The sequence below is a fragment of the Pseudomonas sp. MAFF 730105 genome (assembly GCF_055380705.1).
On record NZ_AP018438.1, the window covers coordinates 4,832,683 to 4,858,209 of the forward strand.

At 61.1% G+C, this 25,527-nt stretch carries 23 protein-coding genes and 2 pseudogenes; 8 read left to right on the forward strand and 17 right to left on the reverse strand.

Annotation, left to right across the window (positions count from 1 at the left end):
* Positions 1–20: 20 nt before the first annotated feature.
* Positions 21–2,254, reverse strand: a pseudogene (locus PCOSP_RS20940) (DNA internalization-related competence protein ComEC/Rec2).
* Positions 2,255–2,398: 144 nt separating this feature from the next.
* Here PCOSP_RS20940 and PCOSP_RS20945 point away from each other — a divergent pair.
* Positions 2,399–2,914: a DUF2062 domain-containing protein gene (locus tag PCOSP_RS20945; RefSeq protein ID WP_139649342.1), complete on the forward strand. Its 516-nt coding sequence runs from the start codon at positions 2,399–2,401 to the stop codon at positions 2,912–2,914.
* Between the two features lie 141 nt (positions 2,915–3,055).
* Here the strand turns inward: PCOSP_RS20945 and PCOSP_RS20950 are convergent, their stop codons facing one another.
* From PCOSP_RS20950 to PCOSP_RS20960, 3 genes are all read right to left on the reverse strand, one after another.
* Positions 3,056–3,835 (reverse strand): ABC transporter permease, encoded by a 780-nt coding sequence (locus PCOSP_RS20950; protein ID WP_041024632.1) that lies wholly within the window; start codon positions 3,833–3,835, stop codon positions 3,056–3,058.
* A complete protein-coding gene (locus PCOSP_RS20955) occupies positions 3,832–4,764 on the reverse strand; it encodes an ABC transporter ATP-binding protein (RefSeq protein ID WP_139649340.1) in 933 nt (310 codons plus the stop codon). Before PCOSP_RS20955 ends, PCOSP_RS20950 begins: the two co-directional genes overlap by 4 nt.
* A gap of 133 nt (positions 4,765–4,897) precedes the next feature.
* On the reverse strand, positions 4,898–5,521 hold the full coding sequence (locus PCOSP_RS20960) for a glutathione S-transferase (RefSeq protein WP_175386878.1): 624 nt from the start codon (positions 5,519–5,521) through the stop codon (positions 4,898–4,900).
* Positions 5,522–5,972: 451 nt separating this feature from the next.
* On the opposite strand from PCOSP_RS20960, the gene PCOSP_RS20965 reads away from it, so the two are divergent.
* The 5 genes from PCOSP_RS20965 to PCOSP_RS20985 all read left to right on the forward strand — a co-directional run bounded on the left by PCOSP_RS20965 (position 5,973) and on the right by PCOSP_RS20985 (position 11,590).
* Positions 5,973–8,420, forward strand: coding sequence for an acyl-CoA dehydrogenase (locus PCOSP_RS20965; protein ID WP_464709459.1), 2,448 nt, complete (start codon positions 5,973–5,975; stop codon positions 8,418–8,420).
* A gap of 94 nt (positions 8,421–8,514) precedes the next feature.
* Positions 8,515–8,922: a PA2817 family protein gene (locus PCOSP_RS20970; RefSeq protein WP_024776930.1), complete on the forward strand. Its 408-nt coding sequence runs from the start codon at positions 8,515–8,517 to the stop codon at positions 8,920–8,922.
* A gap of 382 nt (positions 8,923–9,304) precedes the next feature.
* Positions 9,305–10,528, forward strand: a complete 1,224-nt coding sequence (locus tag PCOSP_RS20975) for a type II and III secretion system protein family protein (protein WP_139649332.1) — start codon at positions 9,305–9,307, stop codon at positions 10,526–10,528.
* Positions 10,529–10,584: 56 nt separating this feature from the next.
* The gene (locus PCOSP_RS20980) at positions 10,585–11,298 is read left to right on the forward strand and encodes a tetratricopeptide repeat protein (protein WP_139649330.1); all 714 of its coding nucleotides are present in this window, start codon (positions 10,585–10,587) and stop codon (positions 11,296–11,298) included.
* A gap of 22 nt (positions 11,299–11,320) precedes the next feature.
* Complete coding sequence (locus tag PCOSP_RS20985) at positions 11,321–11,590, forward strand: DUF3613 domain-containing protein (RefSeq protein ID WP_041024639.1); 270 nt, start codon at positions 11,321–11,323, stop codon at positions 11,588–11,590.
* 1,062 nt (positions 11,591–12,652) lie between these two features.
* Here the strand turns inward: PCOSP_RS20985 and PCOSP_RS20990 are convergent.
* The 12 genes and pseudogenes from PCOSP_RS20990 to PCOSP_RS21045 form a co-directional block, all read right to left on the reverse strand.
* Entirely contained in the window at positions 12,653–13,618 is a 966-nt protein-coding gene (locus PCOSP_RS20990) for a type II secretion system F family protein (RefSeq protein ID WP_139649119.1), read from the reverse strand.
* Between the two features lie 27 nt (positions 13,619–13,645).
* The gene (locus PCOSP_RS20995; RefSeq protein WP_139649117.1) at positions 13,646–14,632 is read right to left on the reverse strand and encodes a type II secretion system F family protein; all 987 of its coding nucleotides are present in this window, start codon (positions 14,630–14,632) and stop codon (positions 13,646–13,648) included.
* Positions 14,629–16,071: a CpaF family protein gene (locus PCOSP_RS21000; protein ID WP_139649115.1), complete on the reverse strand. Its 1,443-nt coding sequence runs from the start codon at positions 16,069–16,071 to the stop codon at positions 14,629–14,631. Before PCOSP_RS21000 ends, PCOSP_RS20995 begins: the two co-directional genes overlap by 4 nt.
* Positions 16,072–16,074: 3 nt before the next feature.
* Positions 16,075–17,295, reverse strand: coding sequence for an AAA family ATPase (locus PCOSP_RS21005; protein WP_139649113.1), 1,221 nt, complete (start codon positions 17,293–17,295; stop codon positions 16,075–16,077).
* Complete coding sequence (locus PCOSP_RS21010; RefSeq protein ID WP_139649111.1) at positions 17,289–17,783, reverse strand: TadE family protein; 495 nt, start codon at positions 17,781–17,783, stop codon at positions 17,289–17,291. The genes PCOSP_RS21005 and PCOSP_RS21010 overlap by 7 nt, the downstream gene beginning before the upstream one ends.
* A gap of 8 nt (positions 17,784–17,791) precedes the next feature.
* Positions 17,792–18,271 carry a TadE/TadG family type IV pilus assembly protein gene (locus tag PCOSP_RS21015; protein WP_139649109.1) on the reverse strand — a complete coding sequence of 160 codons (480 nt, stop codon included), beginning with the start codon at positions 18,269–18,271 and terminating at the stop codon, positions 17,792–17,794.
* Positions 18,272–18,279: 8 nt separating this feature from the next.
* Positions 18,280–19,598 (reverse strand): annotated as a pseudogene (locus tag PCOSP_RS21020) (pilus assembly protein TadG-related protein).
* A 63-nt stretch (positions 19,599–19,661) separates the two neighbouring features.
* Positions 19,662–20,474 carry a Flp pilus assembly protein CpaB gene (gene cpaB / locus PCOSP_RS21025; protein WP_139649106.1) on the reverse strand — a complete coding sequence of 271 codons (813 nt, stop codon included), beginning with the start codon at positions 20,472–20,474 and terminating at the stop codon, positions 19,662–19,664.
* A 15-nt stretch (positions 20,475–20,489) separates the two neighbouring features.
* Positions 20,490–21,818, reverse strand: a complete 1,329-nt coding sequence (locus tag PCOSP_RS21030) for a P-loop NTPase family protein (RefSeq protein WP_175385784.1) — start codon at positions 21,816–21,818, stop codon at positions 20,490–20,492.
* Positions 21,819–21,820: 2 nt separating this feature from the next.
* Entirely contained in the window at positions 21,821–22,351 is a 531-nt protein-coding gene (locus PCOSP_RS21035) for an A24 family peptidase (RefSeq protein WP_139649102.1), read from the reverse strand.
* A 25-nt stretch (positions 22,352–22,376) separates the two neighbouring features.
* Complete coding sequence (locus tag PCOSP_RS21040) at positions 22,377–22,571, reverse strand: Flp family type IVb pilin (RefSeq protein WP_139649100.1); 195 nt, start codon at positions 22,569–22,571, stop codon at positions 22,377–22,379.
* 155 nt (positions 22,572–22,726) lie between these two features.
* Complete coding sequence (locus PCOSP_RS21045) at positions 22,727–22,921, reverse strand: Flp family type IVb pilin (protein WP_008070254.1); 195 nt, start codon at positions 22,919–22,921, stop codon at positions 22,727–22,729.
* A 266-nt stretch (positions 22,922–23,187) separates the two neighbouring features.
* Between PCOSP_RS21045 and PCOSP_RS21050 the strand changes: the two genes are divergently transcribed.
* Positions 23,188–24,060 carry a helix-turn-helix transcriptional regulator gene (locus PCOSP_RS21050; protein ID WP_464709461.1) on the forward strand — a complete coding sequence of 291 codons (873 nt, stop codon included), beginning with the start codon at positions 23,188–23,190 and terminating at the stop codon, positions 24,058–24,060.
* A gap of 36 nt (positions 24,061–24,096) precedes the next feature.
* Here PCOSP_RS21050 and PCOSP_RS21055 read toward each other — a convergent pair whose 3' ends face one another.
* Complete coding sequence (locus tag PCOSP_RS21055) at positions 24,097–24,528, reverse strand: Lrp/AsnC family transcriptional regulator (RefSeq protein ID WP_175363779.1); 432 nt, start codon at positions 24,526–24,528, stop codon at positions 24,097–24,099.
* Between the two features lie 199 nt (positions 24,529–24,727).
* On the opposite strand from PCOSP_RS21055, the gene PCOSP_RS21060 reads away from it, so the two are divergent.
* The gene (locus PCOSP_RS21060; protein ID WP_139649097.1) at positions 24,728–25,441 is read left to right on the forward strand and encodes a YczE/YyaS/YitT family protein; all 714 of its coding nucleotides are present in this window, start codon (positions 24,728–24,730) and stop codon (positions 25,439–25,441) included.
* Positions 25,442–25,527 lie beyond the last annotated feature (86 nt).

Here is a 25,527-nt window from a genome sequence, read left to right on the forward strand (position 1 = left end):
GACCTGGGTCAAGGTTCGGCTCACGGCCCCGCAGACGGCGGGTCGCGCCAATAGCGCCAGTGGTCGGCCTGGGTGTCCGGCCGCTCGAAGGCCCCCAGTTGCAGACGAATGGCGCCCTGTTCGGCGCTGTCGTAGATCGCCATGTCCAAGCGTCGATACCGGGCCATCACCTGGGGGTGGGGATGGCCGAACGCGTTGCCTTGGCCTCGGGAAATCAATACCGAATGTGGCTTGAGGCGCGCCAGCAACGCCATCGACGATGAGCTGCGACTGCCATGATGGGGCGCGGCCAGCCACTGGGTCGGCACCGCCAGAGGGCCAGCGAGCAGTGCGCGCTCGGCATGGGTATCGATGTCGCCGGTCAACAACAGCCGCTCGCCGTTGGCCTCGACCAGCAGGACGCAGGATTTCTGGTTGCTTTCAAGGGCCGATGACCATCGCCACACGTCGAAGCGGACGCCGTCCCATTCCCACTGTTCGCCGCTGTCGCAGGCCTCTGCTTCAAGGGCGACGGGCAACGCAGCCGGATCGCCGCTGATCACCCGGGTGGTTGCCAGCCCGTTGCGCACGGCCTGAGCCCCCCGGCGTGATCGGCATCGGCATGGCTGAGCACCATCAGGTCCAGCCCCCGCACACCCAGCTTGCGCAAGGTCGGCAGCACGACACGCTCGCCCACATCGGCATCGCCGAAGCGTGGTCCTGCGTCATAGAGCAGGCTGTGGTGACGGGTGCGCACCAGCACCGCCAGCCCCTGGCCAACGTCGAGTTGCCAGATCTGCGCTTGCCCTGGCGGCACCTCTTCCCGTGGCGCAAACACCATCAGCAGCAACATCGGCCAACCCAGCACACGCAACGGTACCCCCTTGGGCAATAACAGCAAGAAAGCGCCGAACGCAGCGATGCACCACGCCCACAGAGGGACCGGAACAGGGACCCAAGCCGGCATCCGCCCCGCCACCAGCCCGAGCCCCTTGAACAGCAGATCGAGCAACCCCCCGGCGATCCAGAGCAGCGCTTCACCGATGAACGGCACCGGTAGCAACACCGTGCCGAGCAAGGCCGACGGCAGCACCAACAGGCTGATCCAGGGCACCGCCAACAGGTTCACCAGCGGCCCGCTGAGGCTCACCGGCAGGCCCAATATCAGCAACAACGGGCACAACCCGACCGCCACCAGCCACTGGGCGCGGGTCCAGGTTTGCCACCAGCGCCAGGGCCCCAGGCGACCGCCGAAGGTGAACATCAGTACCGCCACCGCGGCAAATGACAGCCAGAACCCCGGTCGCAGGCTGGCCAAAGGATCGAACAGCAGCACCCCATCGAAGGCCAGCAACCACGCCCACCAGGGATCGGGGTGCTTGAAGCGCACGCGCCACAGCAGCACCAGGCCGATCATCGCGCAGGCCCGCCGCACCGGCACCTCGAACCCGGCAAGCATGCCGTAAGCCAAGGCCGCGATGAAGGCCAGGGCGCAGGCCCAGGGTAACCACGGCAGACGTCCCGACCACAGGCCATAACGCGCCGCGCCGGCCACCAACAGGTACACCAGACCGGCGAGCAGCCCGATGTGCTGCCCGGAAATCACCAGCAGATGGACAGTGCCGGTGTCTTGCAACAGCTGCCAGTCTTCACGGCTCAATCCCCCGCCGTCGCCCAGCACCAACGCCATCAGCGCACCGGAGCGGCCTTGGGCGTCGACCTGTGCAAGTGCCTGGCGCACCCCGTCGCGCCAAGCGCCCCGGGCCGGTTGCAAGCGATGGCCGTCCTTGATCGTACCGGTCGCGCCAATGCCTCGACTCAACAACCAGGCTTGATGGTCGAAACCGTGTGGGTTGCGCAACCCGGCGGGCCGCTTGAGCTTCACCGCTAACCGCCAACGCTCGCCACTGCTCACCGGAGGCCCCCCGAACCAGGCCAGGCGCATTGAGGTCGGCAGCCGAGTGCGACGCGCTTGGGCCTCGACCAGATCGAAGCGCACCACGCCTTCACTGTATTGCGGCAAACCGATGACACGCCCTTCGACCCAACGGGTTTCTCCATCCAGCGCAGCCGGCAGGCGTTCGTCCAACGCGAATTGCGCCGACAGGCAGGCCCAGGCCAACCCCAACAGGAAAAAACCCAGCGGATACGCACGAAACGGCAGCACCATCAGCGCCAGCATCGGCATCGCTGCGATCAGCCACAACGGCGGCAACGCCGGAAAGAAAACCGGGGCCACCAGCCCCAGTGCAAGCGCGACCCACCCTGTGCGCATAACCCATCCTTGAGAGTTCTCTCTCCAGGCTTAGCCGGTCTGCGGCACCGTGGGCGTTATCAATTGTCACAAAGTCTGAATCTGCCGGACTTAGAATCCGGACATACTTGCCGCTTCATTGCTTTGAACCGACCGAGAAGCCTTATGCCCCGGCGCCTATTCAAACGTTACATGCCAGACCCAGCGAGCATTCGGGAACACAAATCCTTACGTTTTCTCGGCACCCTGCTGCACGACCCCAACCTCTGGCACCTCAATCGTCACTCAGTGGCCCGGGCGATGGCGGTCGGCCTGTTTGCCGCTTTTCTCCCCATTCCCTTGCAAATGCTCCTGGCCGCGGCGCTGGCCATCGCGGTGAGGGGCAACATTCCGATTGCGGTGAGCCTGGTCTGGTTGACCAACCCCATCACCATGCCGGCGGTATTCTTCTGTACCTACCAGACTGGCGCCTGGCTAATGGACGTGCCTGCCCGGACGTTGCCGGATGAATTGACCTGGGCCTGGATCACCGAACAACTGTCGACCTTGTGGCAGCCGTTTCTGCTGGGCTCGGTGGTGACCGGCCTGGTGCTCGGCGTCCTGGCGTATTTTGTCACCATGAGTTATTGGCGTTGGTGGGTGGCCCGGCAATGGAACCGGCGCAGGAAAAGCCGGATGTGAGAAAAAGAAGGCCTCCAATTTGGAGGCCTTCTTTTTGCGGCGTATCTGCGGCTAAGACAGATCAAGTGTGGGAGCGAGCCTGCTCGCGATTGCGATGGGTCAGATCCGACGCCATCGCGAGCAGGCTCGCTCCCACAGGGATCAGGTGCGCATGCCGCGCCCACTGACCAGCAACCGGGCACAACCGATATACAGCACCACGGTCGCCACCAGCATGAAAGTGATCGCCACGCTGATACGGATATCCGAAACTCCGAGGATGCCGAAACGGAAGGCGTTGACCATGTGCAGCACCGGGTTGGCCAGGGACACGGTCTGCCAGAACGGTGGCAACAGCGAAATGGAGTAGAACACCCCGCCCAGGTAAGTCAGCGGCGTGAGCACGAACGTCGGGATGATAGAAATGTCATCGAAGTTGCGCGCAAACACGGCGTTGATGAACCCCAGCAGCGAAAAGATCGTCGCCGTAAGCACCACCACCAATACCGTCACACCCAAGTGGTGCACCTGCAGATGGGTAAAGAACAGCGACAGCAAGGTCACGATCAGGCCCACCGCCAGGCCGCGCAACACGCCACCCAGGGTATAGCCGATCAGGATCGTGTGGGGCGAGACCGGCGACACCATCAACTCTTCGATCGAGCGCTGGAACTTGCTGCCGAAGAAGCTCGACACCACGTTGCCGTAGGAGTTGGTGATCACCGACATCATGATCAGCCCCGGCACGATGTAGTCCATGTACGTGAAGCCGCCCATGTCGCCGATCTGCCGGCCGATCAGGTTGCCGAAAATCACGAAGTACAAAACCATGGTGATGGCCGGCGGCAGCAGGGTCTGCGGCCAGATCCGCATGAAGCGCCGGACTTCACGGTAGACGATGGTATTGAGGGCGATGAGGTTGGGGCGCAATTCGGAACTCATACCGCCACCTTTGCCAGGTTTTTTTCCACCAGGGACACGAACAGCTCCTCGAGGCGATTGGTTTTGTTACGCAGGCTCTGCACTTCGATGTTCTGCAGGGCCAGTTGAGTGAACAACCCGGTAATGCCGACGGTTTTATCCACCTGCACCTCCAAGGTGTGACGGTCCACCAGCCGGGCCGGATAGCCGATCAACTGGGGGGCGGCCGCCAGGTCACTCTTCAGATCCAGCAGGAACGTCTCCACGTGCAGTTGGCTGAGCAACTGCCGCATGCTGGTGTTCTCGACGATAGTGCCGTGGTCGATGATGCCGATGTTGCGGCACAGCTGTTCGGCCTCTTCCAGGTAATGGGTGGTGAGGATGATGGTGATGCCTTTCTGGTTCAACTCGGTCAGGAAGGTCCACATCGAACGACGCAGCTCGATGTCCACACCCGCAGTCGGTTCGTCGAGGATCAACAGGCGCGGCTCATGCACCAGCGCGCGGGCGATCATCAGTCGGCGCTTCATGCCGCCGGACAACGAACGGGACGGCACGTCACGCTTGTCCCACAACCCCAACTGGGTCAGGTATTGCTCGGCGCGCTCGTTGGCGATCTTCGGCGGAATGCCGTAATAACCCGCCTGGGTCACGACGATGTCGAAGGTCTTTTCGAACTGGTTGAAATTGAATTCCTGGGGCACCACGCCAATGCAGCGCTTGAGCGCGGCAGGCTCGCGGTCCAGGTCATGGCCGAAGACATTCACTGTGCCGCTGGTCTTGTTCACCAGGGTGGAAAGAATGCCGATGGTGGTGGATTTGCCGGCGCCGTTGGGGCCGAGCAAGGCGAAAAAATCACCTTCGGCGACGTCCAGATCGATACCACTCAGGGCCTGGAAACCGTTGCCGTAGGTTTTGGTTAGCTGCCGGATGGACAGAGCGGAACTCATATCGGATCTACGCACCAAGAAGGGAGGAAAGGAATACATGAGGGCGAGCGGCGAACAATACAACCACGGCGCACGAAGGCCATGGTGCTTGGCGTCGCCGCACAAGTACAGTCACGCGTGTCGATAGTAAGTATTAAGTCAACGCGGTCATGACCGCCTTGCGGTAAGCCGGACGCTGCTGCAACCGCCGGTACCAGGCTTCGAGATGAGGCTGTGTCGCCCGCTCGATGGGCATTTCGAACCAGGCATAAATGAAACTGCCCAGGGGAATGTCGCCCATGCCGATCTCCTCACCCGAGAGGTAGGGCTGTTCGCTCAAGGCCTGGTCTGCCATTGCCAGCAAGCCCTCGCATTCCTTGATCGCCGCATGGATGGCCGGCCAGTCCTGCTGCTCGGCTGGCGTGCGAACGACACCCCAGAACACAGTGCGAAACGGCCCGGCAAAGGACGAGGTGGTCCAGTCCATCCATTTGTCAGCCGTGGCCCGCTTCTGGAGATCGGTCGGATACCAGGCTGAACCGGGCGCATGGCGCGCCAGCAGATAACGCACGATGGTGTTGGATTCCCACAGCACGAAACCGTCGTCTTCGATCATTGGAACCCGGCCGTTGGGGTTCTTCGCCCGGTACTCCGGTGTGTCCACTACCCCGAATGCACCGCCCGCATCGATGGCCTCGAAGGCCAGCCCCAGCTCTTCGGCGCACCACAGCGCCTTGCGGACATTCGATGAATTCTTCCGACCCCAGATCTTCAGCATCACGGTTTCCCTCAGTGGATAAGTGCCGCAGCAGCATACGCCCGATCAGTCGCGACTCAAATCGTCACCACGATCCAGAGCCGAACTGATCCCTGTGGCGAGGGGATTTATCCCCGCTGGGTTGCGCAGCAACCCCAAGATCTGTCTTCGCGGGGCGTCATTGTATAGGGCCGCTGCGCGCCCCAACGGGGATAAATCCCCTCGCCACAGGTCTTGCATTCACTTGCATGATTTAGCGTCCCGTATCTGTCCACAGTTAATGGCATTTCAGCCAAACAACGGCGTTTTCTCACTTTTGCAACGAACCATTTCCCACGGTTGTTGCCAACCAGACTGGCGCAATGCATCCGGGGTTTCCCACGAAATCAATCGCATCGCGCTGACCGCCGCTTTTACAGATGCCGTCTAAGCTCTGTGGGTCGGTTTTGCCCTGGTTCACGGAGGACTACCTATGCTGTTGTTGTGGATACTGGTTCTGGTCGTCGGGATAGCCTGGCTGGCGCATCGGCGCACCGCCCCGCTGCCCACGCTGGGGATCGTCGCGGTCTACCTGCTGGCGATGGGCATATTCAGCCACGCGCCAGGCGCACTGATGCTGATCCTCTGGGTCGTGCTCGGCGCCATCGCCGCGCCTTTGCTGCTGCCGGACCTGCGCCGCAAGTATTTCAGCGCGCCGATGTTCGACTGGTTCCAGAAGACCCTGCCGCCCATGTCGGAGACCGAGCGCGATGCCATCGACGCCGGCACGGTGTGGTGGGATGGCGAGTTGTTCAGCGGCCGTCCGGATTGGGATCTGCTACTGGCCTATCCCAAGGTACAACTGACCGAGGAAGAACAGGCGTTCCTCGACGGCCCCACCGAAGCACTCTGCGCCATGGTCAGCGACTGGCAGATCGGCCAGGCCATGGACCTGCCGCCCGAAGCCTGGGCGCACATCAAGGAACACGGGTTCTTCGCACTGATCATTCCAAAGGAATACGGAGGCAAGGGTTTCTCCGCCTACGCCCACTCCCAGGTGGCGATGAAACTGGCCACCCGCAGCGGCGACCTGGCCTCCACGGTGATGGTCCCCAACTCCCTCGGTCCGGCGGAGCTGCTGTTGCACTATGGCACCGAGGAACAGCGTGACCATTACCTGCCGCGGCTGGCCCGTGGCGACGACATTCCATGCTTCGCCCTGACCGGGCCTCTGGCCGGTTCCGATGCCGGTGCAATGCCCGACACTGGCGTCATCTGCAAAGGTGACTGGCAAGGCCAGGAAACCCTCGGCCTGCGCCTGAACTGGGAAAAGCGCTACATCACCCTGGGCCCCGTAGCCACCCTCCTCGGCCTGGCTTTCAAGGCCTATGATCCCGAACACCTGCTGGGGGACGAGGAAGACCTGGGCATCAGTCTTGCCCTGATTCCCACCGACACTCCCGGCGTCCATATAGGCCGGCGCCACCTGCCCTTGGGTGCAGCGTTCATGAACGGGCCGAACTGGGGCAAGGACGTGTTTATTCCACTGGACTTCCTCATTGGCGGCCAACCCATGCTCGGCAAGGGCTGGATGATGCTGATGAACTGCCTGTCGGTCGGCCGTTCGATTTCCCTGCCGGCTGTAGGCACCGGGGCGGCGAAGTTCACCAGCCTGGTGACCGGCCAGTACGCCCAGGTGCGGGAACAGTTCAACGTGCCGTTGTCAGCCTTCGAAGGCATCCAGGAAGCCATGGCGCGTATCGGTGGCAACGCCTGGATGATGGATGCCGCTCGCATGCTGACCGCCAACGCGGTGGACCTGGGAGAAAAGCCCTCGGTGCTGTCGGCGATCCTCAAGTACCACCTGACCGAACGCGGCCGCGAGTGCATCGGCCACGCCATGGACGTGCATGGCGGCAAAGGCATCATCATGGGCCCGAACAATTACCTGGGGCGCAGTTGGCAAGGCGCGCCGATCTTCATCACCGTGGAAGGCGCGAACATCCTCTCGCGCAACCTGATGATCTTCGGCCAGGGGGCGATCCGCTGCCATCCGTTCGTACTCAAGGAAATGGCCTTGGCGACACGCGAAGACAAGGACCAGGCCCTCGTCGAGTTCGACGGTTTGCTGCTCAAGCACATCGGCTTCGCTATCAGTAACGCGGCCAGCACCCTGGTGCTGAACCTCGGCCTGGGACATTTCGACAGGGCTCCCGGCAACACCTTGAGCCAGGGGTATTTCCGCGCGCTCAATCGACAGGCTGCGGCCTTTGCCCTGCTGGCGGACCTGAGCATGATGCTGCTGGGCGGAGAGCTCAAGCGTAGGGAACGCCTGTCGGCGCGTCTGGGCGATGTATTGAGCAACCTTTACCTGGCCTCGGCGGCGCTCAAGCGCTACCACGACCTGGATTCGCCGGACCACATGACGCCGCTGTTCACCTGGGCCATGGAGGAAAGTCTCGGCCAGTCGGAGCGTGCGCTGGACGAACTGCTGGCCAACTTCCCGAACCGATTGCTGGGTGGCCTGCTGCGCTGTGTGGTGTTCCCCTTCGGCCGTCGTCACAAAGGGCCGAGCGACAGGCTGGATGCGGAAGTGGCAGCGGTGATCGGCCGGGCCAAGGGCGATCCGACTCTCGAAGAGTTACTGCAGGGATGCTATCGCCCCCACTCGGTCGACGATCCGGTCGGCGCCCTGCAACACGCTGCCGACCTGCTGATGGCGGCCCAGCCGTTGCAGAAAAAATTGCATACGGCGCTCAAGCACGGTCAGCTCAAGCCGGTACCCGGCGAGCCCCTTATCGACACGGCTCTGGAAGCCGGTGTGCTGCAGGCCGGCGAAGCCCAGGCCCTGCGCGCAGCCGAAACGGCGCGGCGCAAGGTGATCGACGTGGACGATTTCGACAAAGAGGCGCTGACGCTGGCCGAGGGCAAGGTTCGTTGATCTTGGACTGGCCCCATGCTGACCCACGGCCATGTAAAAACCGGCGCAGGCGCTTTATACTCCCGCGCCCGTTTTGCTCTTGAGGACTTATCTCGTGTCCAATGTCGTTGCCGATCACCTTGTCTTACTTGACCACTTGCGCAGCATCCTGGTCGCCGTAGGTGAGGCCGAACAGGTTCCCGAAGAAAGCCATGCGCTGTTCCTGGAGCGCTTCGATGAATTGCGCGCGCAATTGCCCGTCGATCCGATCGAAAGCCAGTACCTGGGCCAGGACCTCCTCTGCCAGGTGATCGTCCGTTATCCACAAATCGCCCACCTGGTGCCGCGTGACCTGCTGTGGTACTTCGGCGGTGACTGCCTGCACTACATGCCCGACGAGGAAATCGACCTGTACCAGGCACTCGAGGAACGTCGTTTCGAAGCCGAACAGAATGACGAACCTTTCGACTGGAACCAGGAGAAGCAATTGCTGGCGATGTCGGACCAGGACAGCAAGCACTGATTGCGATCAGTCATGCAAAAGCCCGCACGGTTAACCCTGCGGGCTTTTTTGTGCCCCTGCCAAAGGATGTTGTCCATGGAGGCGCCAAAAAAATCCGAAAAAGACGTTTTATTGACGCACCCATCATCACTTTTTTCACCCCCGCCACTTTTCAGACGTTTTTTTCAATTTCGGCGTGGCGCTTTGCCATGGGTGAACTACCGTCAATCAGAAGCGAGCAAGGTGACCGGCAAATCGCCTCAGGCGAACTGTTTGCGCCAGTCACCGCTCGGTAACCTGGGTTCATTTCCGGGTGGTGAGATAGGGGGGTAGCCCGGACCCCATAAATGATCCGAGGCAACTGGTTAAGTCTAGGGACGGCCTGTCTGTCGAGGAGCATTCTATGAGCTATCGTACCGCGCCCGCGTTAAAACACTTTATCCATGGCCTGTTCCTGATGGGCCTTGGACTGGATGCGGCGCAGGCCGCAGCCAGCAATTGTTCGCAACTGGACAACTTGCCGGCGACCTTCGAGGTCGGCCAGGGACTCCAGAGCGAATTGCGCATCCTGGCCCCTGTGACCAAACTCGCGGTAGGCGACCCGAAAATCGCCGACGTGCAGCCCAGTGGCAGCGACGCTTTCATTCTCACGGGCGTGGCGCCAGGCGCTACCAGCCTGATGGTCTGGACAGCGTGTTCGAAGATGCCCCGCCAGAGCATGATCTTCGTCAAAGGCAGGGCCACCGAAGCACTGACCACTGCAGCGACTGTGCCTTCCGAAGATCCGATGCTGCTCGCCCAAGTGCAGACCGACATCCGTTTCGTCGAGGTCAGCCGGACCAAACTCAAGGAAGCTTCGACCTCGATCTTTGGCAGCCGTGGCAACTTCCAGTTCGGCGCGCCGAGGACCTTGCCTACCATCGGTGGTGTGGTCCGGCCTTCATTGCCAGTCAATAACGACATGTTCAACCTGTCCTTCGCCACTGGACAAACCTTGCTGATGATCAACGCGCTGGAAGGCAGCGGCTTCGCCTACACCCTGGCGCGGCCGAGCCTGGTGGCCCTCAGTGGGCAGAGCGCAAGCTTCCTGGCCGGCGGCGAGGTGCCCATTCCAGTGCCCAGCGCCGGCAGCGATAACGTGTCCATCGAGTACAAGGAGTTCGGCATTCGCCTGACCCTGACACCGACCGTCATCGGCAAAAGCCGCATCGCGTTGAAGGTCGCGCCGGAAGTCAGCGAACTGGACTTCACCAATGCCGTGAACATCGCCGGCACGCTGGTTCCAGCGCTCACCGTGCGTCGTACCGATACCAGCATTGCCCTGGCCGACGGCGAAAGCTTCGTCATCAGCGGCCTGATCAGCACGCGCAACGCCTCGCAGGTGAACAAGTTTCCCGGCCTGGGCGACATTCCGATTCTCGGCGCCTTCTTTCGTAACCACTCCATCGACCGGGAAGAACGGGAACTGCTGATGATCGTCACCCCGCACCTGGTCCAACCGTTGGCCGTCGACGCGCAACTGCCGACATTGCCGGGCGAACAGCTGCGCAACTATGACCCGAATTTCTATCGCATGTACTTCCTCGAACACGGCGAGTTCGACAACCGCAGCGGGCTTTCCCAATGAGCCGGCACCTGATGTGCAAGGGGTCGGGGGTTCAGCCTGGTGTCGGAGGACATTCCATGAAAGCAGTGATCGCGATAACGGCGACCTTGATACTCGCCGGCTGTGCCAGTAACGGAGTAGTCGCTTCCCTTCCGTCCAGTTGCGCCAGGCCCAGTTCCGATCAGGAACTGGCCCTGAACCTGGCGGATGACATGGCCAATGATGGGCGTTTGTACGCCAGCCTGGCGAACCTCGAAGGTCTACCCGAAGACCTCGTCCAGGTCCGCCTGCGCAAGGCCCGGGTGCTGCGCCTCATGGGCCGCAACGAGGCAGAGCCGTTGTACAAGAGCCTGCTCGGGACCTGCCTGGCCGCTGATGGAGAACATGGCCTCGGCCAACTGGCCGTCGCCAAGAATGATAATGCCAGCGCCGCCGAGCACCTTGAACGCGCGGCGAAAATGGCCCCTACCGAAGGAAAGATCCGCAACGACCTGGGTGTCGTCTACCTCAACCAACGCCGCATCCCTGAAGCGCGCTTCGAGTTCATGACCGCCATGGAACTCAGGCAGGCGGATTCCCTGGCCGCCCTCAACATGGTGACGCTGCTGATTTACCAGGACAACTGGAAGCAAGCCGCCGAACTCGCGAGCATGGCCAAGTTGAGCCCCGCACAAGTAGCGGATGCCCAGGCCCGCGCTGAGAGGATCAGGGGCTCGGCCACCAAGACGGGAACGACACAGGCAGACCGTTCGAATGAGGTAGTCGATGCCTCATCCGGCGCGGCCAAGTAGAGCGTTACGAGGAGTTCAAGAGATGAAAACGAAACAGCTGTTGATCGTCTGCATCGCATGCCTGTCCACCTCCGCCTGGGCAATCGAGCCGGGGCCCTCTTCGGCCGCGCAACAAGGCACGGAAAGCTGGATGCAGTTGCAGATTCGTGGTGTGGTCGCGTCCACCAACCTGCAGACCGCCTCCGCCGCCGAGCGTGAAATGGCCATGCAGCGCTGGCTCAATAGTTTCAACTATCCGATTCCGGAGTTCTTTGAACAGAAGTCGGGGGGAGAAATCACCAGCAGCAAATGAGTCGTGCTGGAAACCAAAAGGATCGTCCGAAGGCGTTGCTGCTTTCGGACGATTTTTTACGCCACCACGCCTGTGGGAGCGAGCTTGCTCGCGATGGCGTCGACCCATTCAACACTTGCGTGACAGACGCTCCGCTATCGCGAGCAGGCTCGCTCCCACAATGGGACTGGGGTTCGACCGGAGAGGTAGGTCGGCTGTACGACCGCCTTCGCGGGCGAGCCCGCTCCCACACTGGACTCGGGGTGTACGCAGCCTTTGCATCCACCACCAACCTCTGTGGGAGCGAGCCTGCTCGCGATGGTGTCGGCATATTCAACCCTTGCGTGACAGACGCTCCGCTATCGCGAGCAGGCTCGCTCCCACAATGGACTCGGGGTGTACGCAGCCTTTGCATCCACCACCAACCTCTGTGGGAGCGAGCCTGCTCGCGATGGCGTCGGCCCATTCAACACTTGCGTGACAGACGCTCCGCTATCGCGAGCAGGCTCGCTCCCACAATGGGATTGGAGTTCGACCGGAGAGGTAGGTCGGCTGTACGGCCGCCTTCGCGGGCGAGCCCGCTCCCATACTGGATTCGGGGTGTACGCAGCCTTTGCATCCACCACCAACCTCTGTGGGAGCGAGCCTGCTCGCGATGGCGTCGGCATATTCAACCCTTGCGTGACAGACGCTCCGCTATCGCGAGCAGGCTCGCTCCCACAATTGGATTGGGATTCGGCCAGAGAGATAGGTCGGCTGTGAGGCCGCCTCGCTTTTGCTTTTGCTTTTGATCTTGGGCGCCCCGTTAAACCACGATGGCCGAACGCAGGTATTGCGTAGTGGGCAACCCGGCATGGATGCCGGGTTAGCCGCGCTGGGCCACGGATGGCCCTTCGCGGCGGGCCCACGGAGCAATGCCGGAGTGAGGGCACACCGAGCCTAGGCGAGATGCCGAGTGGTGGGGCAAAGCGTTTTTGGTTACTTTTGGCGCTCTTCCAAAAGTGACCCGCTGTAAAAGCGGAACCGCCAGCAGCCGTTACCGCAGAAATGGATATGTACTCGATCCACAACGGCCCCACGCAGCTACATATTCCCAAACGCCCTGAACACCCCAATCATGGCCGGCCCAATCGCAACCAGAAAGAAACTCGGCCACAGACAGAAGATCAGCGGAAAGATCAGCTTGGTGCCAATTTTCGCCCCCATTTCCTCGGCAGCCTGGGTACGCCGGTCACGGAACTCATCAGCGTAGATACGCAGGGTATCGGCCACGCTGGTACCGAAGCGGATGCTCTGCGCCAACAGGCTGACCAGCCCCTGGATGTCCTCCAGGCCGGTGCGCATGGCCAGTTGCCGGAGCGCCTCGGTACTGGTGATGCCTGCGCGGATCTGCGCATTGACCAGGGCCAGCTCTTCGGCCAACTCAACCTGGCTGACCGCCAATTCCTCGGCCACCCGCTCGATGGTCGTGGGCAGGGCCAGGCCCGACTCGACGCACACCACCATCAGATCCAGCGCATCCGGAAAGGCGGCCCGCAGCCGGGCCTGGCGCGCCTGCTTGCGCTTACCGACGTAGAGCGCCGGCAACAGCCAGCCGATGCCCACCAACAGGATCACCCCCAGCAGGCCAATGATCATGGGCACCTTGACCAGCGGCAGCAGCAAGAGCGCCAGGCCGAGCATCAGCAGCGGCAGCATCAGGCGCACGGCCCAGTACATCTGCACCGCCGACGCGGAGCGGTAACCGGCGTGCGTCAGCAGGATCTGGGTGGCGGACGTCTGGGTCGGATCGGCCGAGGCAAAGCGCTGGCCGATCCGTTCGAGCAGCAGTTGCAGATTACCGGGCGCCTCATGCCCCGCCGCGCTGCCCGAATAGCCGCGCTTGATCAGCGCCAGGCGCCGCTGGACCGGGTCCTGCAACCCCAGCATCAACAACAGCAAGGCGGCCATCGTCAGCACTGTACTGAGCCCAATCGCAGTGACAAACAGCAGGCGAGCCAGCTCTTCGTTCCCGGTAAGCCGACTGAATAACCCGAGCAAAAAATCCATGACTGATACCCCGCGGCAAGACAGCGTTCAAACCTGGATCCGGATGATCTTCCGTATCCAGAAAATCCCGATCAACATGGCGCAGAACGCACCGATGATCAGCTTGTGGCCTATGGGATCGTTGATCAGCACAGGCATGTAGCTGGGGCTCGTGAGCACGATGGCAATCGCCAGCACGAAAGGAATCGCCACCAGCACCCAGGCCGACATGCGCCCTTCCGCCGACAGGGTCCTGATCTTGCGCTGGAAGCGGAAGCGCCCGCGGATCAACCGGCTCAGGCGCTCCAGCACCTCGGTCAGGTTGCCACCGGTTTCGCGGTGGATGAGGATCGAGGTCACCAGCATCATCACCGTCATGCTGGGCATGCGTTCCAACAGACCAAGCATGGCCCGGCGCACATCATTGCCATAGTTGATGTCGGCGAAGGTCATGCCGAACTCCTGGGCCACCGGTCCTTTGTGCTCATCGGCCACCAACCGCAGGGTTTCGTTGAACGGGTGACCGGCGCGCAGGGCCCGGCACATGGCGTCCAGCGCATCCGGCAAACCCTCCTCGAACGCCGCGAAACGCTTGCTGCGGTCGCGCATTATTTTCAACACCGGCACCCAGAACAGCACAAAGGCCGCCAGCAATGCCATCCACCAGATTGGCGAAACCATCAACACCAGGGCAGCGGCCGCCACGCCTAGGACCAGACCGAGCACCATCACCCGATAGGCGCGGTATTCATGGCCGGCCTGCTCGATCAGTTGCGTCAGGTTGGCCATGAAGGGCAACTGCTCGAGCCGAGCCTCCAGCGGCGACAGGCGCGTCAGGTATTTCTGCCGCAATACGGTTTGCATATTGGGCAGGTGGTTGGCCTTCTCCAGTACATGCAGGCGCCCGCGAATGCGCTTGCGCATCTTGCCGGCCTCGCCGAACACCGGCACCACCACGCCCTGGGACAAGAGGAAAACGGCGATGAACACCATGCCCAGGAAAATCAGGATAAATTCGGCAGGGATATTGTTCATGACGTCCGGGCCTCCATCCACTCAGGGCGGAACAGGGTCAGCGGCAACTCGATACCGCGCTTGGCCAACACATCGCGAAAGGCCGGGATCATGCCGCTGGGCCGATATTCGCCGAGCACCTCGCCGTGCTCGCCGATGCCCTGGCGGGCAAAGCAGAAGATTTCGGTCATAGTGATGACCTCCCCTTCCATGCCGTTGATCTCCTGGATGCTTACCACCCGTCGTTTGCCATCTTCTTGACGCTCCAGTTGGATCACCACATCAATGGCCGAGGCAATTTGTTGACGCATGGCCTTGATCGGAAAAGTCGCCCCGGTCATCGACACCATGTTCTCGATTCGCCCCAGGGCATCCCGTGCGGTGTTGGCGTGGATGGTGGTCAAGGAACCATCGTGACCGGTGTTCATGGCCGTGAGCATGTCCAGTGCCTCGGCACCGCGCACCTCGCCAATGACAATCCGGTCCGGACGCATCCGCAGGCTGTTACGCACCAGCTCCCGCTGGCTTACCTCGCCGCGCCCTTCGATGTTCGAAGGCCGGGTCTCCAGGCGCACCACGTGGGGTTGCTGCAGTTGCAGCTCGGCCGAATCCTCGATGGTGACGATGCGTTCGTTGTGCGGAATGAAACTGGACAGCACATTGAGCATGGTGGTCTTGCCGCTGCCGGTCCCGCCGGAAATCAGCACGTTCAGGCGCCCGCGTACGATGGCCTTGAGCAACAGGGCAATGGCCGGGGTCATGGTGCCCACCTGGATCAGGCTGTCGGTGTTGAGCAGGTCCACTGCGAAGCGCCGGATCGACATGCTCGGACCGTCGATGGCCAACGGCGGGATGATCGCGTTGACCCGCGAGCCATCCTTGAGCCGGGCGTCCACCAGTGGCGAGGACTCATCGATGCGCCGCCCCAGGCTGGAGACGATGCGGTCGATGATGTTCAGCAGGTGCTGGTCGTCACGAAAGCGCACGTCGGTTCGTTGCAGCTTGCCGAAGCGCTCGACGTAGACCGAGGCAAACCCGTTGACCAGGATGTCGGACACGCTGTGGTCGGCCAGCAACGGCTCTAGCGGACCGAGGCCCAGTACTTCGTCGGTGATCTGCTTGATGATCAACTGACGACTGGCGGTGCTCACCGGTGCCGAGTGTTCATCGAGCAGGCGCTGGCAGATGTCGCGAATCTGCCGCGAGGCCTCGACCTGTTCGAGGGCATCGAGCAAGGACAGGTCCATGACCTTGAGTAATTGCTGGTAGATCTTTTCCCGCCACTCGGCTTCCACCGGCGTGACCTGGCTGCGGGTTTCATAGAGCACGTCCGGGACGGCCTGTTCCCAGGCCATCAGTTCCTCCGTCGAATCCGACAAGCCATCGCCCTGCAGGGAGGCCACTGAAGCACCGGGTTTACCGGACTGTTTGCGCAAGCGGTTGCGGAAATCGCTGATCATGGGTCATCCCCCGAAAAAACGGTTGAAGGCGCGTTTGAACAGGCCTTTGTCTGTGTTCATCTGGTGACCGACCAGGTCCTCGGTCAAATCGCGCAGGGCGACGGTGATGGCCGCCCTCGGCGCGTGCAGCCCCAACGGCACGCCAGTGTTCTGACTCTGGCTGACCAAGTTGAAGTCATTGGGTAATTTGGACAGGTTCGTGCAGCGCAGGGCCTCGCCGATGTCCTTGAGACTGATCGCGGCCGCCTTGTCATAGCGGTTGACCACGATCTGCAACTGGTCCCCGCGCACACCCAGGTCTTCGCGCAGGATCCGCACCAGGGCACTGGCATCGCGCAGGTGGCTGACGCTCTGTTGCACCACCACGTACACCCGGTCCACCTGTTCCAGCACGGAGCCGGTGAGATGATCGATCTGCCGCGGCAGGTCCACCACCACCCAGTCGTAGCTGGCGCGGGCCAGTTGCAGGAGGGTGTCGAGCTGTTCCGGTTGGGCGTCCTGGGGCAGGCACAACTCACCGGCACGCCCGCCCAGCACATGCAGGGTCGGACTGAAGTGACTGCAGAAACCGCGCAGCGCGATGCTGTCCAGGTCGTCGATCTGCTGCAGCACTTCCAGGTGGCTGTGGGACTGCGCGACGTCGAGGTAATGGGTCACGCTGCCGAACTGCAGGTCCATATCCAGCAACAGGGTATTTCCCGCCCGGGCACTCAGTTGTTGGGCCAGGTTGCAGGCCACCAGGGTCCCGCCGGAGCCGCCCTTGGCGCCGATCACGGCGACCAGCTTGCCCTCGGCGCCATTGCCCAGGCGAACCTCGGCCACCAGGCGATTCAACGCCGCGACCAATTCGGTCTCGGCGATGGGCTCGGGCAGCACGTCACGAGCACCGGCCTGCATGGCCAGGCGCATGGCTTCCTGATCGCCCAACAGGCCACACACCAGCATTGGTGGACGCTCATGGGCCGGACGTTGCAGCAACGCCGCCAGCTCTTCGCGCCACAGGTGGCTGACCCGCAGCAGCAGCAGGTCGGGCATGCGCTCCAGGCCGTAAAGGGGATCGACATGCCCATTGCTCACCAATCGCGTACTGACTTCCAGGCAGGGCATGCGCTGGCAGACACATTGCAGGTCGCGCAGGGACGCGGCGTCGCGGCTGCTGATCAGCAGTCGCAGCCCGGCTTTGCCGACGGTACTCGAAACGGGCGTTTCTCTGGTATTCAGCATGGTGTGATCTCCCCGGAATCGGAATGGCGCCCAAGGCTTTCCCGTGGCAAGGTTGCCCTGAAGGCGGGCAAGGTAATGGACACGCCCAAGCCGGGAATGAACAGGTTGAACACGTAGTTCTGTACGCTCAACTGGACGTAGCGGATGGCCCGGAAGCCGGTGGCGCTGGACGTGTCGGCAGGGTTCGCCACCACGGCGCCATTGACGTCCAGGTAGGTCAGCGCCAGGTTCGTGGTGGCCAGGCTGGTGATCAGTTGGCTGGTGCCTGCATCGGTCGCGGCGTTGAAAATGGCCCGGCGCAACACCACCGGATCGCTGATGTTGCACACCGCCGCCAGGCGCGCACCGCGCCGTGCGGCTTCATCCAGGGCATTGGCGGTAAAGTACAACCGGCCCATCTCCACCACACCGAACAGCAGGATGAACACCAGCAGGCCCACGAAGGAAAACTCGACGATGTAGGTGCCGCGCATGTGTTTGTGGTTCATCGGCTTCATCACAGCGCCCTCATCACAGTGGTTGCGACCAGCGGAATGCCCAGCGGCATGGCGGCGCCGAAGAAGCCCGGCAGTGACCCGGCGCAATTGCCCGCGCCAATCACCGGGCAGAACGTGTAGGTGATGGTGACGCGTACATGGTTGGTGCCCACCGCGGCGACCGCCACGTTGGCCGTGGTCAACCCGGACACAACCGGACTACCGACCTGGGCGGGCACGCCATACACCGCGACGTTTTTCGTCTGGGTCAACAAGGTGTTGCTCAGGGCGATACCGCCCAACGTGGAATTCCAGGCCTGGCCGGCGACGAATCGATCGGCGTCACGGCTGGCCTGCAACAACACGTTGTACTGGTAAAGCATGCGACCGAACTCGCCGAAGGCCAGCAGCAACATCAGCACCAGGGGCAGCACCAGGGTGAACTCCACCAGCGCTACGCCTTGCTGGGCCTGTGAGGATTTGAATTGGACAAGTCCCATGACGCCTCCTACGAGTCAGTGCTCGGATTGCCACTGCCGTTGAGGTAGGTTTTGTAGAGCTGGATGATCTGCGGGCCGGCATCGGTGGACGGTGTGGGGCCCGGCACGCCATCGCCTTCACATTCCTGGACGAACTGGCCGAAGACCAAGGAATCCGTACCGCCACCATTCACCGGTTGCACGACGAAATAGCAACCGAACCCCAAGACCGGAATCGAGGTGGAGCCGCCCTGCTTGCCGGTGCAGTTGCCGATCACGATCTTCAGCATACGGCGCTCGAAAACCCCGTTGCTCTGACAGCCACTGGCCCCCCCGCCACACACGCCGCGACCTTGGCCCGCCAGTCGTTGTAATCGAGTATCGCCTCGCCTCCCGCCGAAAGATCGCCATGGTTAGACGTGACAGGCTTGTTTTTGTATTGCGCCTGGGAGAGCGCATCGTCGTAGGTCATCGCAGGGGAGCTGGAAGTTGTCACCAGGTCCGGTGGGTAGTCCGAAGCGCTGACTGGGCCGTTGTAAATACCAAAACGCGTATTCAAGCCCTGGGACGTCGGACCGGCGGTGTTGCCCGGTGACGTCTGGACATTGTCGCCAACGCTGCGGCAGATCGAACCACCGCCTGCCAGGTCCTCCCGAACCGAGCTGCCGCCCGAGCCGAAATCGAGCAACTGGAAATTCCCAGGGCCGATAGGCGAAGAAACACCTGCCGCCGTCTTCAATACTTGCAGGTCACCAAAGCGGTAGCCCCAGATGTTGCCCGCAGCCGGGTTGTATTGGGTTGGATCGCCACAGACCATCATCGGCGCCAGGTCACAGGGCGAGGTCGGGCTGGGACCCGCGGTGGCGATTGCCGCCACTCTCTTGTTCCCCAGGCCGGAACTGCCCATGGTCTGGACGAAACTCCAGAAAAACCCGTTCAGTTGATAACTCGATACCGACACCCGCACGTACTTGGCATCGGCAGGGCCGGGGTAAGAGAACGGGCCATAGACGCTGCTGGCCAGCTCTACCACGGCAAACGCCCCCGGATTGCCGGCGACTGCGGTGGCCAGTTCCGTGTTGCCCAAGGCCTGGGCGTTCTTGTTCAGCGTGTCCAGGGCCGCCGCACGGGTCGTGCTGGCCATGTTGAGGCCGCCCGTGACCTGGCTCAGGGTCTTGGCCCCGCTCAAGGCTGCGGCATCCACTGCGCTCTGCAAACGCGTCTTGTTGAGCAACATGTGGCCGCCGTCCAGGGCCAACGCTGCCATCATGGTGATCGCCACCAAGGCGATCACCATCAATACACTCACTGCCCCTCCCTGGCGCCGTCCGATATCGGAATTCATCATCACGCCCTCGTTGACTGCATTGAGGATCGCCATCGCCTGGGAACCAGGCTGTTTTCGCGCCACTCAGCGAAGGTTGATCACCTTGCTTTCAATGCCACGAATCACCGTCACCTCTGAGCTGTCCTGCACCCTGACGCGTTGCACGATGGGCCGTGGTACCGGAGCGGCGGCTACCGCCATGACCGGTGGCTCCGGCGGCGCGACAGCCACGGCTTTTTTCTCCAGGTTCAGGGGGTTGCGCAGGGCCAGTTGCAGCTTGCCTTCGGTTTGCGCGGTGACCAGCGCCTCCGCTTCGACCGCTGTCATTTCCAGCGTCACGGCCCGCACCACCACCGGTTGGGTCTTGTCGGTGCCCGCCGTCTGGTCCACCGCCAGCACCCGCAGGTTTTCCAGGATGGTCCGGGACGTGGCGCTGTTGCTGCCGGCGCTGGTGGTCTTGGTCGCCAGCACATCGACCCGGTTACCCGGCAGCAGGAACCCACCGACGCCCACGACATCGTCTACCCGGACCGAGATGGCGCGCTTGTCGGGAGCGATCAGCGAGGCCAGGGTGCTGCCACCCAGGTGCTCGCTCAGACGCGCACCGCGCACGATGTCGCCGCGCAGGATGTCGAACGTGGCGATCTTGCCCACGGCCTTTTCACTGGAGTCGAAGGCATCGTCCGGGATCGTATCCATCGGCATGCGCACAGTGGTGACCTGCTGGGCCTCGACCATTTGCCCGAAGGGGATTTCCACGGTGGCGACCACCACGCTGCGCAGGTGATCATCGGGGGTCGCATTGAGTCGCGCACTCAACCAGGAGTCGGCCATCCATGCAGCGCCAAGGCCCATTACCAGGGAAACGCCAATCAGCGGAAGCGTACGAGAGCTCATGTCGGTATCTCCGAATCAAAGGAAGTCGAGCTGAACGAAATAGTTGTGCCAGGCCCATTCCAGCTCTTGCGGCATCAGGGGTCCGGAACCGCCCAGGTAACGCTGGCGGTCGAGCGCCATGTTCAATAAATCGCGCGGATGGCAAGGCACCAGAGGCATGCCTTCGCCGGCATACAGCCGCTGCAGTACATAACGCACCAACAGCGGGTCGTAAGGGACACCCAAGCGCTCGCACTCCTGGCGCCAGATGCGTTCGTATTCGTCGGGCTTGAGGTAACCGAACTGGACCTTGTAGCCAATGCGCCGCAGGAACGCCTCGTCGGCCAACTCCAAGGGATTGAGGTTGGTGGAGAACACCAGCACGAGATCGAACGGCAGTTCGCAATGCCGACCACCGCCCAGGTTGATGAAGTCACGCTTCTCCTCCATTGGCACGATCCAGCGGTTGAGCAACTCGGCCGGGGCCATGCGCTGGCGGCCCATGTCGTCGATGATGAACAGGCCATTGCTGGCCTTGAGCTGCAAGGCGGCCTGGTATTGACGAGTGAACGGATCGTAGCGGACATCCAGCTGCTCCATGCTCAGCTCGCCACCGGTGATGACGATGGGGCGCTTGCAGCACAGCAGCCGGCGGTCGATGCCTTCGTTGAGCATCAGGTTGTTCGACAGGCTGTTGTCATCCAGGCGCTGATGCACCTGCGGGTCGTAGATCTCGATCACCGACTCGTTGATGACAATGGCGTGGGGCACCCAGATGGCCTCGGCAAACAGCCGGATCAACCGACTGCTGACGTAGGTCTTGCCGGTGCCTGCCGGGCCATAAATCATGATTGCCCGCCCGGAGTTCAGGGCCACGCCCAACTGGTCGAGCATGCCTTGGCTCAGCACCATGCCCGACAGGGCCTGCTGCATGTCGTTGGCGGTAATACGACCGTGGTGAATGGTCTGGATCTTGATCAGAGAACGATAGGTGCTCACCGGGAACGGTGCCGCGCCGATATAACCGCTGCGGGCCAAGGCGTCCCGGGCAGAGCTGCGACCGCGTTCGGTCAGGCCATAACGCAACGCCTGCACACTCGCCTGGCCGATCTGGCCCAGCACCTCGACACGACCGTCCTTGCGCAAGAACGCCAGGACTTCTTCCAGCACCGCGCCGGTCAGCGCCAGGCGCTCCACCAGTCGCGGCATATCCAGCACACCGGCGTCATGCAGATGCTTGCACACCAGTTCGCCCAGGAAACTGTCCGTCAGGCCGGTGTCGCGAATCGTGCAAGGCTGAGGTGCCAAGCGTTGTACCGCCTCCCGTTCGCTGGGGTAGGCATCACTATCGTTGATGACGTGCATGACTAGCCTCCCCAGCCACCGGCAACCAGTTGCCAGTAGACGCTGTTCAAAGTGCCGATCAGGATCGCAATCGAATAAGGAAAGGGTTTCCCGGCCACTTCGTCCGAAGTGGGCGCCAGGTAGGACTGGGCCCGAACGATCAGCCAGTAACGCCCGAGGGTTTGAAGCAGTTGGCCGCGGACCAGGACAATCAGGAATCCGCACACACCGCCGGCGATCAGGCTGAACAATGCAGCCCATAAGGCGTAATGGAATGGCAGGAAGCTGCCGACCATGGTCATCAACTTGACGTCACCGGCCGCCATGCCACCGACTGCGTACATCGGCAGGAACAACGCGAAGCAGATCAGCAGGCCCAGCAGGCTATCGCCCAAGCCGCTGATCCCGCCCGTGTAGACCTGACCGGCCAGCCCCAGGGCGAGCCCCAGAAGGACCAGTGAGTTGGGGATGCGGTGGCGGAGCAGATCGCTCACCACCGCCACGCCCAGCAGTCCCAGCAGTATTGATGTCGACACCAGCAATTCCATGGACATGGCGCGTCTCCCGGTTGCAGTTTCGTTAGCAGGCAACGTTGCTGTTGACGACCTGGCAAAGTGCCCGGATCTTGGTATCCACCGCGCCGCCCAAAAGGACGAATGCCGCCGCCACCAGCACCGTGATCAAGCCACCCGCCACCGCGTATTCCACGATGGTCAAGCCTTCTTCATCTTTGGCGAACCGGAGGATCGAAGTTCTGATTGTGTGCAGAGTCATTTTATTTACCTCACATTCGGAAGTAATACGGCCATGAACTTAGTAGTTGGGGACAGCGCCAAGTCCATTTGAGGTATTCGTTGTACTCACTGCAAAAGAGTCGCAAGCGTGATTCCGTAAAAGTTGCCGTGTCCCCCTATCGCAAAGCGTTGCGATCAGCAGGCAACGTTGCCGTTGACGGCCTGGCACAGCGCACGGATCTTGGTATTCACGGCACCGCCCAGAAGAACGAAGGCAGCGGCCACCAATACGGTGATCAACCCACCGGCCACGGCGTATTCCACAATGGTCAGGCCATCTTCATCTTTGGCGAACTTCAGTACCGAAGCCTTGATAGTTTGAAGAGTCATTTCGCACACCTCATCGGGGTTGTTTTTCAAGGGCAGTACATTGCGAACTGCCTGATGCAACCCTAGTCAGGAGGCCGGCATAGCCGTTAGGAGGATTTTGCACATCGCTAGGATTATTTTGCGCGAGGTCATCCGCTGGGGTCGCGGGAGCCGTCGCGATGGAATGGCGATAAAAACTTGGCTTTTGATAAGAATTTATTCGGCGCGGTGATAGCACATTGACGATACTTCCGGCTAAAGGGCAGGAAGAACCACTGAGTAGGCACATGACGTCGAATCTGACCGGAAAGCCAAGGTTGTTTTGGTTCGATCTGACTCACGATCGGTCCACGAAGGAACTCGCCATCCAGTTCGAGCAAGCCTGCCATTGCACGCTGGCCACCAACGCCACGCTGCCGGGTGGGGAGCAGGTCGACATGATCTGCATTCATTTCGACCGGCCGGACACCCCGGGCCTGAGGCGGTTGCTGGAGATCAAGCGGACCGTGCCCACCATTCCCATCACCATGTTCACCGTGCAGCATTCTGAAGAGCTGGCGGTCTGGGCCATGCGCTCCAATGTCTGGGAATACATGGTCCTGCCCCTTTCAGCCACCGAGAGAAAGCGCTACCTGACAGCGGTGATGCAATTGTGCGAGTTGCGGCGCAATACCGGCAGTCGCGGCAAGACCTCGCTGATCGACCACTCCCCCACCCTGCCGGACAGCATTCGCCTGACCTCCGGTCACCAGAAACACCAGGCCCTCAACCACATCCTGCTGTACATCGACCAGCATTTTCGCGACAGCATCGATCAGCGAGACCTGGCCAAGCGTTGCGGCATGACCACGTTTCGCTTCAGCCGCCTGTTCAAGGAAGCCAACGGGCTGGGCTTTACCGACTACGTCCTGAACAAGCGCATGAGTTTTGCCAAGGAACTGCTGGATAACAGCGAAATGCCCATCACCAGCATTGGCTACGAAGCCGGTTTCAAGGACCCGTCCTACTTTGCCCGCGCCTTCAAGCAGTACGCCAACTGCACCCCCAGCGAATACCGCCTGGCGCGGCAGGTGCGCACGACGGCTGTCACGCCATCGGCGCCGGAGGAAGAAGCCAGCATGGAGGCGCTTGAGAGCCTGGTGCACAGTCTGGAGGGCTGACGGGCGTTTTGATGCGATGGCTGGTGTTCAAGCGTCTCAAGGGGCGAGCTTTCTTCTCTCGATAGGAACTGACAAGACAATGCTGGTGCGCGTCTCTCCGTACGCGTTGATATTGGCAATGATCGCCTCGATCTCAGCCATCGATTTGGCATAGATCCTGATCAGGTAGGAGTCGTTACCCGTGATGTGCAGGCACTCCACGACCTCGGGAATGTCCTGGAGCGTCGCTATCAATTTGGCTTTCGCCGGCTTGAGGGTGGTGATGCCGACGACAGCCGAGATGCCGTACCCAAGCTTGGTGGGGTCTAACTGTGCGCTATAGCCCTTGATGACCCCAGCGTCTTCCAGCTTGCGTAACCTGTCAGTAGTGGCAGGAATAGAAAGACCCGCATGCTTGGAAAGTTCCGTGATGGAAATGCGGCCACAGTCCTGTACCTTCCCCAGGATTTTTATGTCTATACGGTCCATGTGCGTTTCTCTCGGTAAGAACTGTAAAATTTAATGAAAAGCCCGCGTTTTTCATTAAAAAAATCATGCACCAAAATAAAGCAGAGTGCTAGCCTATTTCCTGCCTGAAAAGCCTAAAAAGAATCCGGGCAATCAATAGCCTCCTCTTTGGCATGACGCACTGCATAATAAAATATTTCTCTCCAGGGATGGTGTTCGCATGGAAGATGAAAAAATAAAGTGTGGAAGAAAGTCACATCCATTCGCCCAGTATGTTGGAACGCAAGTCCTAGATCTGCGGAATTTCAAAAGGGATCAGCTGCTGATGTACCTGATGGGTGTCGGACTCTTCTCGGTGGGTGCCAAGTGCTTCATTATCAGCCAACTGGGAACCGATCCTTTAGATGTCCTGATCATTTCGATAGATAAACTATTTGCCCTTGGAATGGGCGCGTGTTCGGCTATCGTCTCCTTGTTCTTTCTAATATGGTGGATGCTCTGGAACAAAAAGTACCCGCCGATCAGTCCATTCATTACCACCACGCTGACAGGTTTGCTGATTGACTTGTGGTCGGTGTTGGGAATGGGCGAGTATTTGATTGTCAGAGTCAATGAGTACACTTTACTGGCAATAGGACTGATCCTGTGTGCCTACTCGTCTGCGCTGATCATCATGAGCGGTATTGGTATCAGGATCATGGATCTGGTGGTATTGACCATGGTTTCCAAATGGGGCTGGTCATTCACCAAAGCCAAAATGATCATTGAAATCGGCATCTTTTCAAGTGGCTGGTTGTTGGGTGGCCCTTTCGGTGTGGGAACAATTGCCTTCTTATTGGTAATCGGCCCACTTATCCAACCGTTCATGAACATGAATACCCGGCGTTTCTCACTCAAGAACCATGGCTTGATCCGCGCTTCGTCCGCTTACTGATTACAACAAAATGACTGCCACTTATGGCGGCTGAACTGTTTCGCCTCGACTTTTTAACCGATGATGTTGTTGGCAACTTTCGCAAT

Coding starts and splice junctions, on each gene's coding strand:
- PCOSP_RS20985 (WP_041024639.1), top strand. CDS start 11,321: ATGAAAACGAAACAGCTGTTGATCGTCTGCATCGCATGCCTGTCCACC.
- PCOSP_RS20950 (WP_041024632.1), bottom strand. CDS start 3,835: ATGAGTTCCGAATTGCGCCCCAACCTCATCGCCCTCAATACCATCGTC.
- PCOSP_RS21010 (WP_139649111.1), bottom strand. CDS start 17,783: ATGAACCACAAACACATGCGCGGCACCTACATCGTCGAGTTTTCCTTC.
- PCOSP_RS21035 (WP_139649102.1), bottom strand. CDS start 22,351: ATGTCCATGGAATTGCTGGTGTCGACATCAATACTGCTGGGACTGCTG.
- PCOSP_RS20980 (WP_139649330.1), top strand. CDS start 10,585: ATGAAAGCAGTGATCGCGATAACGGCGACCTTGATACTCGCCGGCTGT.
- PCOSP_RS21000 (WP_139649115.1), bottom strand. CDS start 16,071: ATGATCAGCGATTTCCGCAACCGCTTGCGCAAACAGTCCGGTAAACCC.
- PCOSP_RS21050 (WP_464709461.1), top strand. CDS start 23,188: ATGACGTCGAATCTGACCGGAAAGCCAAGGTTGTTTTGGTTCGATCTG.
- PCOSP_RS20995 (WP_139649117.1), bottom strand. CDS start 14,632: ATGAACAATATCCCTGCCGAATTTATCCTGATTTTCCTGGGCATGGTG.
- PCOSP_RS20965 (WP_464709459.1), top strand. CDS start 5,973: ATGCTGTTGTTGTGGATACTGGTTCTGGTCGTCGGGATAGCCTGGCTG.
- PCOSP_RS21055 (WP_175363779.1), bottom strand. CDS start 24,528: ATGGACCGTATAGACATAAAAATCCTGGGGAAGGTACAGGACTGTGGC.
- PCOSP_RS21005 (WP_139649113.1), bottom strand. CDS start 17,295: ATGCTGAATACCAGAGAAACGCCCGTTTCGAGTACCGTCGGCAAAGCC.
- PCOSP_RS21045 (WP_008070254.1), bottom strand. CDS start 22,921: ATGACTCTTCAAACTATCAAGGCTTCGGTACTGAAGTTCGCCAAAGAT.
- PCOSP_RS20955 (WP_139649340.1), bottom strand. CDS start 4,764: ATGAGTTCCGCTCTGTCCATCCGGCAGCTAACCAAAACCTACGGCAAC.
- PCOSP_RS20945 (WP_139649342.1), top strand. CDS start 2,399: ATGCCCCGGCGCCTATTCAAACGTTACATGCCAGACCCAGCGAGCATT.
- PCOSP_RS21040 (WP_139649100.1), bottom strand. CDS start 22,571: ATGACTCTGCACACAATCAGAACTTCGATCCTCCGGTTCGCCAAAGAT.
- PCOSP_RS21060 (WP_139649097.1), top strand. CDS start 24,728: ATGGAAGATGAAAAAATAAAGTGTGGAAGAAAGTCACATCCATTCGCC.
- PCOSP_RS21015 (WP_139649109.1), bottom strand. CDS start 18,271: ATGGGACTTGTCCAATTCAAATCCTCACAGGCCCAGCAAGGCGTAGCG.
- cpaB (WP_139649106.1), bottom strand. CDS start 20,474: ATGAGCTCTCGTACGCTTCCGCTGATTGGCGTTTCCCTGGTAATGGGC.
- PCOSP_RS20960 (WP_175386878.1), bottom strand. CDS start 5,521: ATGCTGAAGATCTGGGGTCGGAAGAATTCATCGAATGTCCGCAAGGCG.
- PCOSP_RS21030 (WP_175385784.1), bottom strand. CDS start 21,818: ATGCACGTCATCAACGATAGTGATGCCTACCCCAGCGAACGGGAGGCG.
- PCOSP_RS20990 (WP_139649119.1), bottom strand. CDS start 13,618: ATGGATTTTTTGCTCGGGTTATTCAGTCGGCTTACCGGGAACGAAGAG.
- PCOSP_RS20975 (WP_139649332.1), top strand. CDS start 9,305: ATGAGCTATCGTACCGCGCCCGCGTTAAAACACTTTATCCATGGCCTG.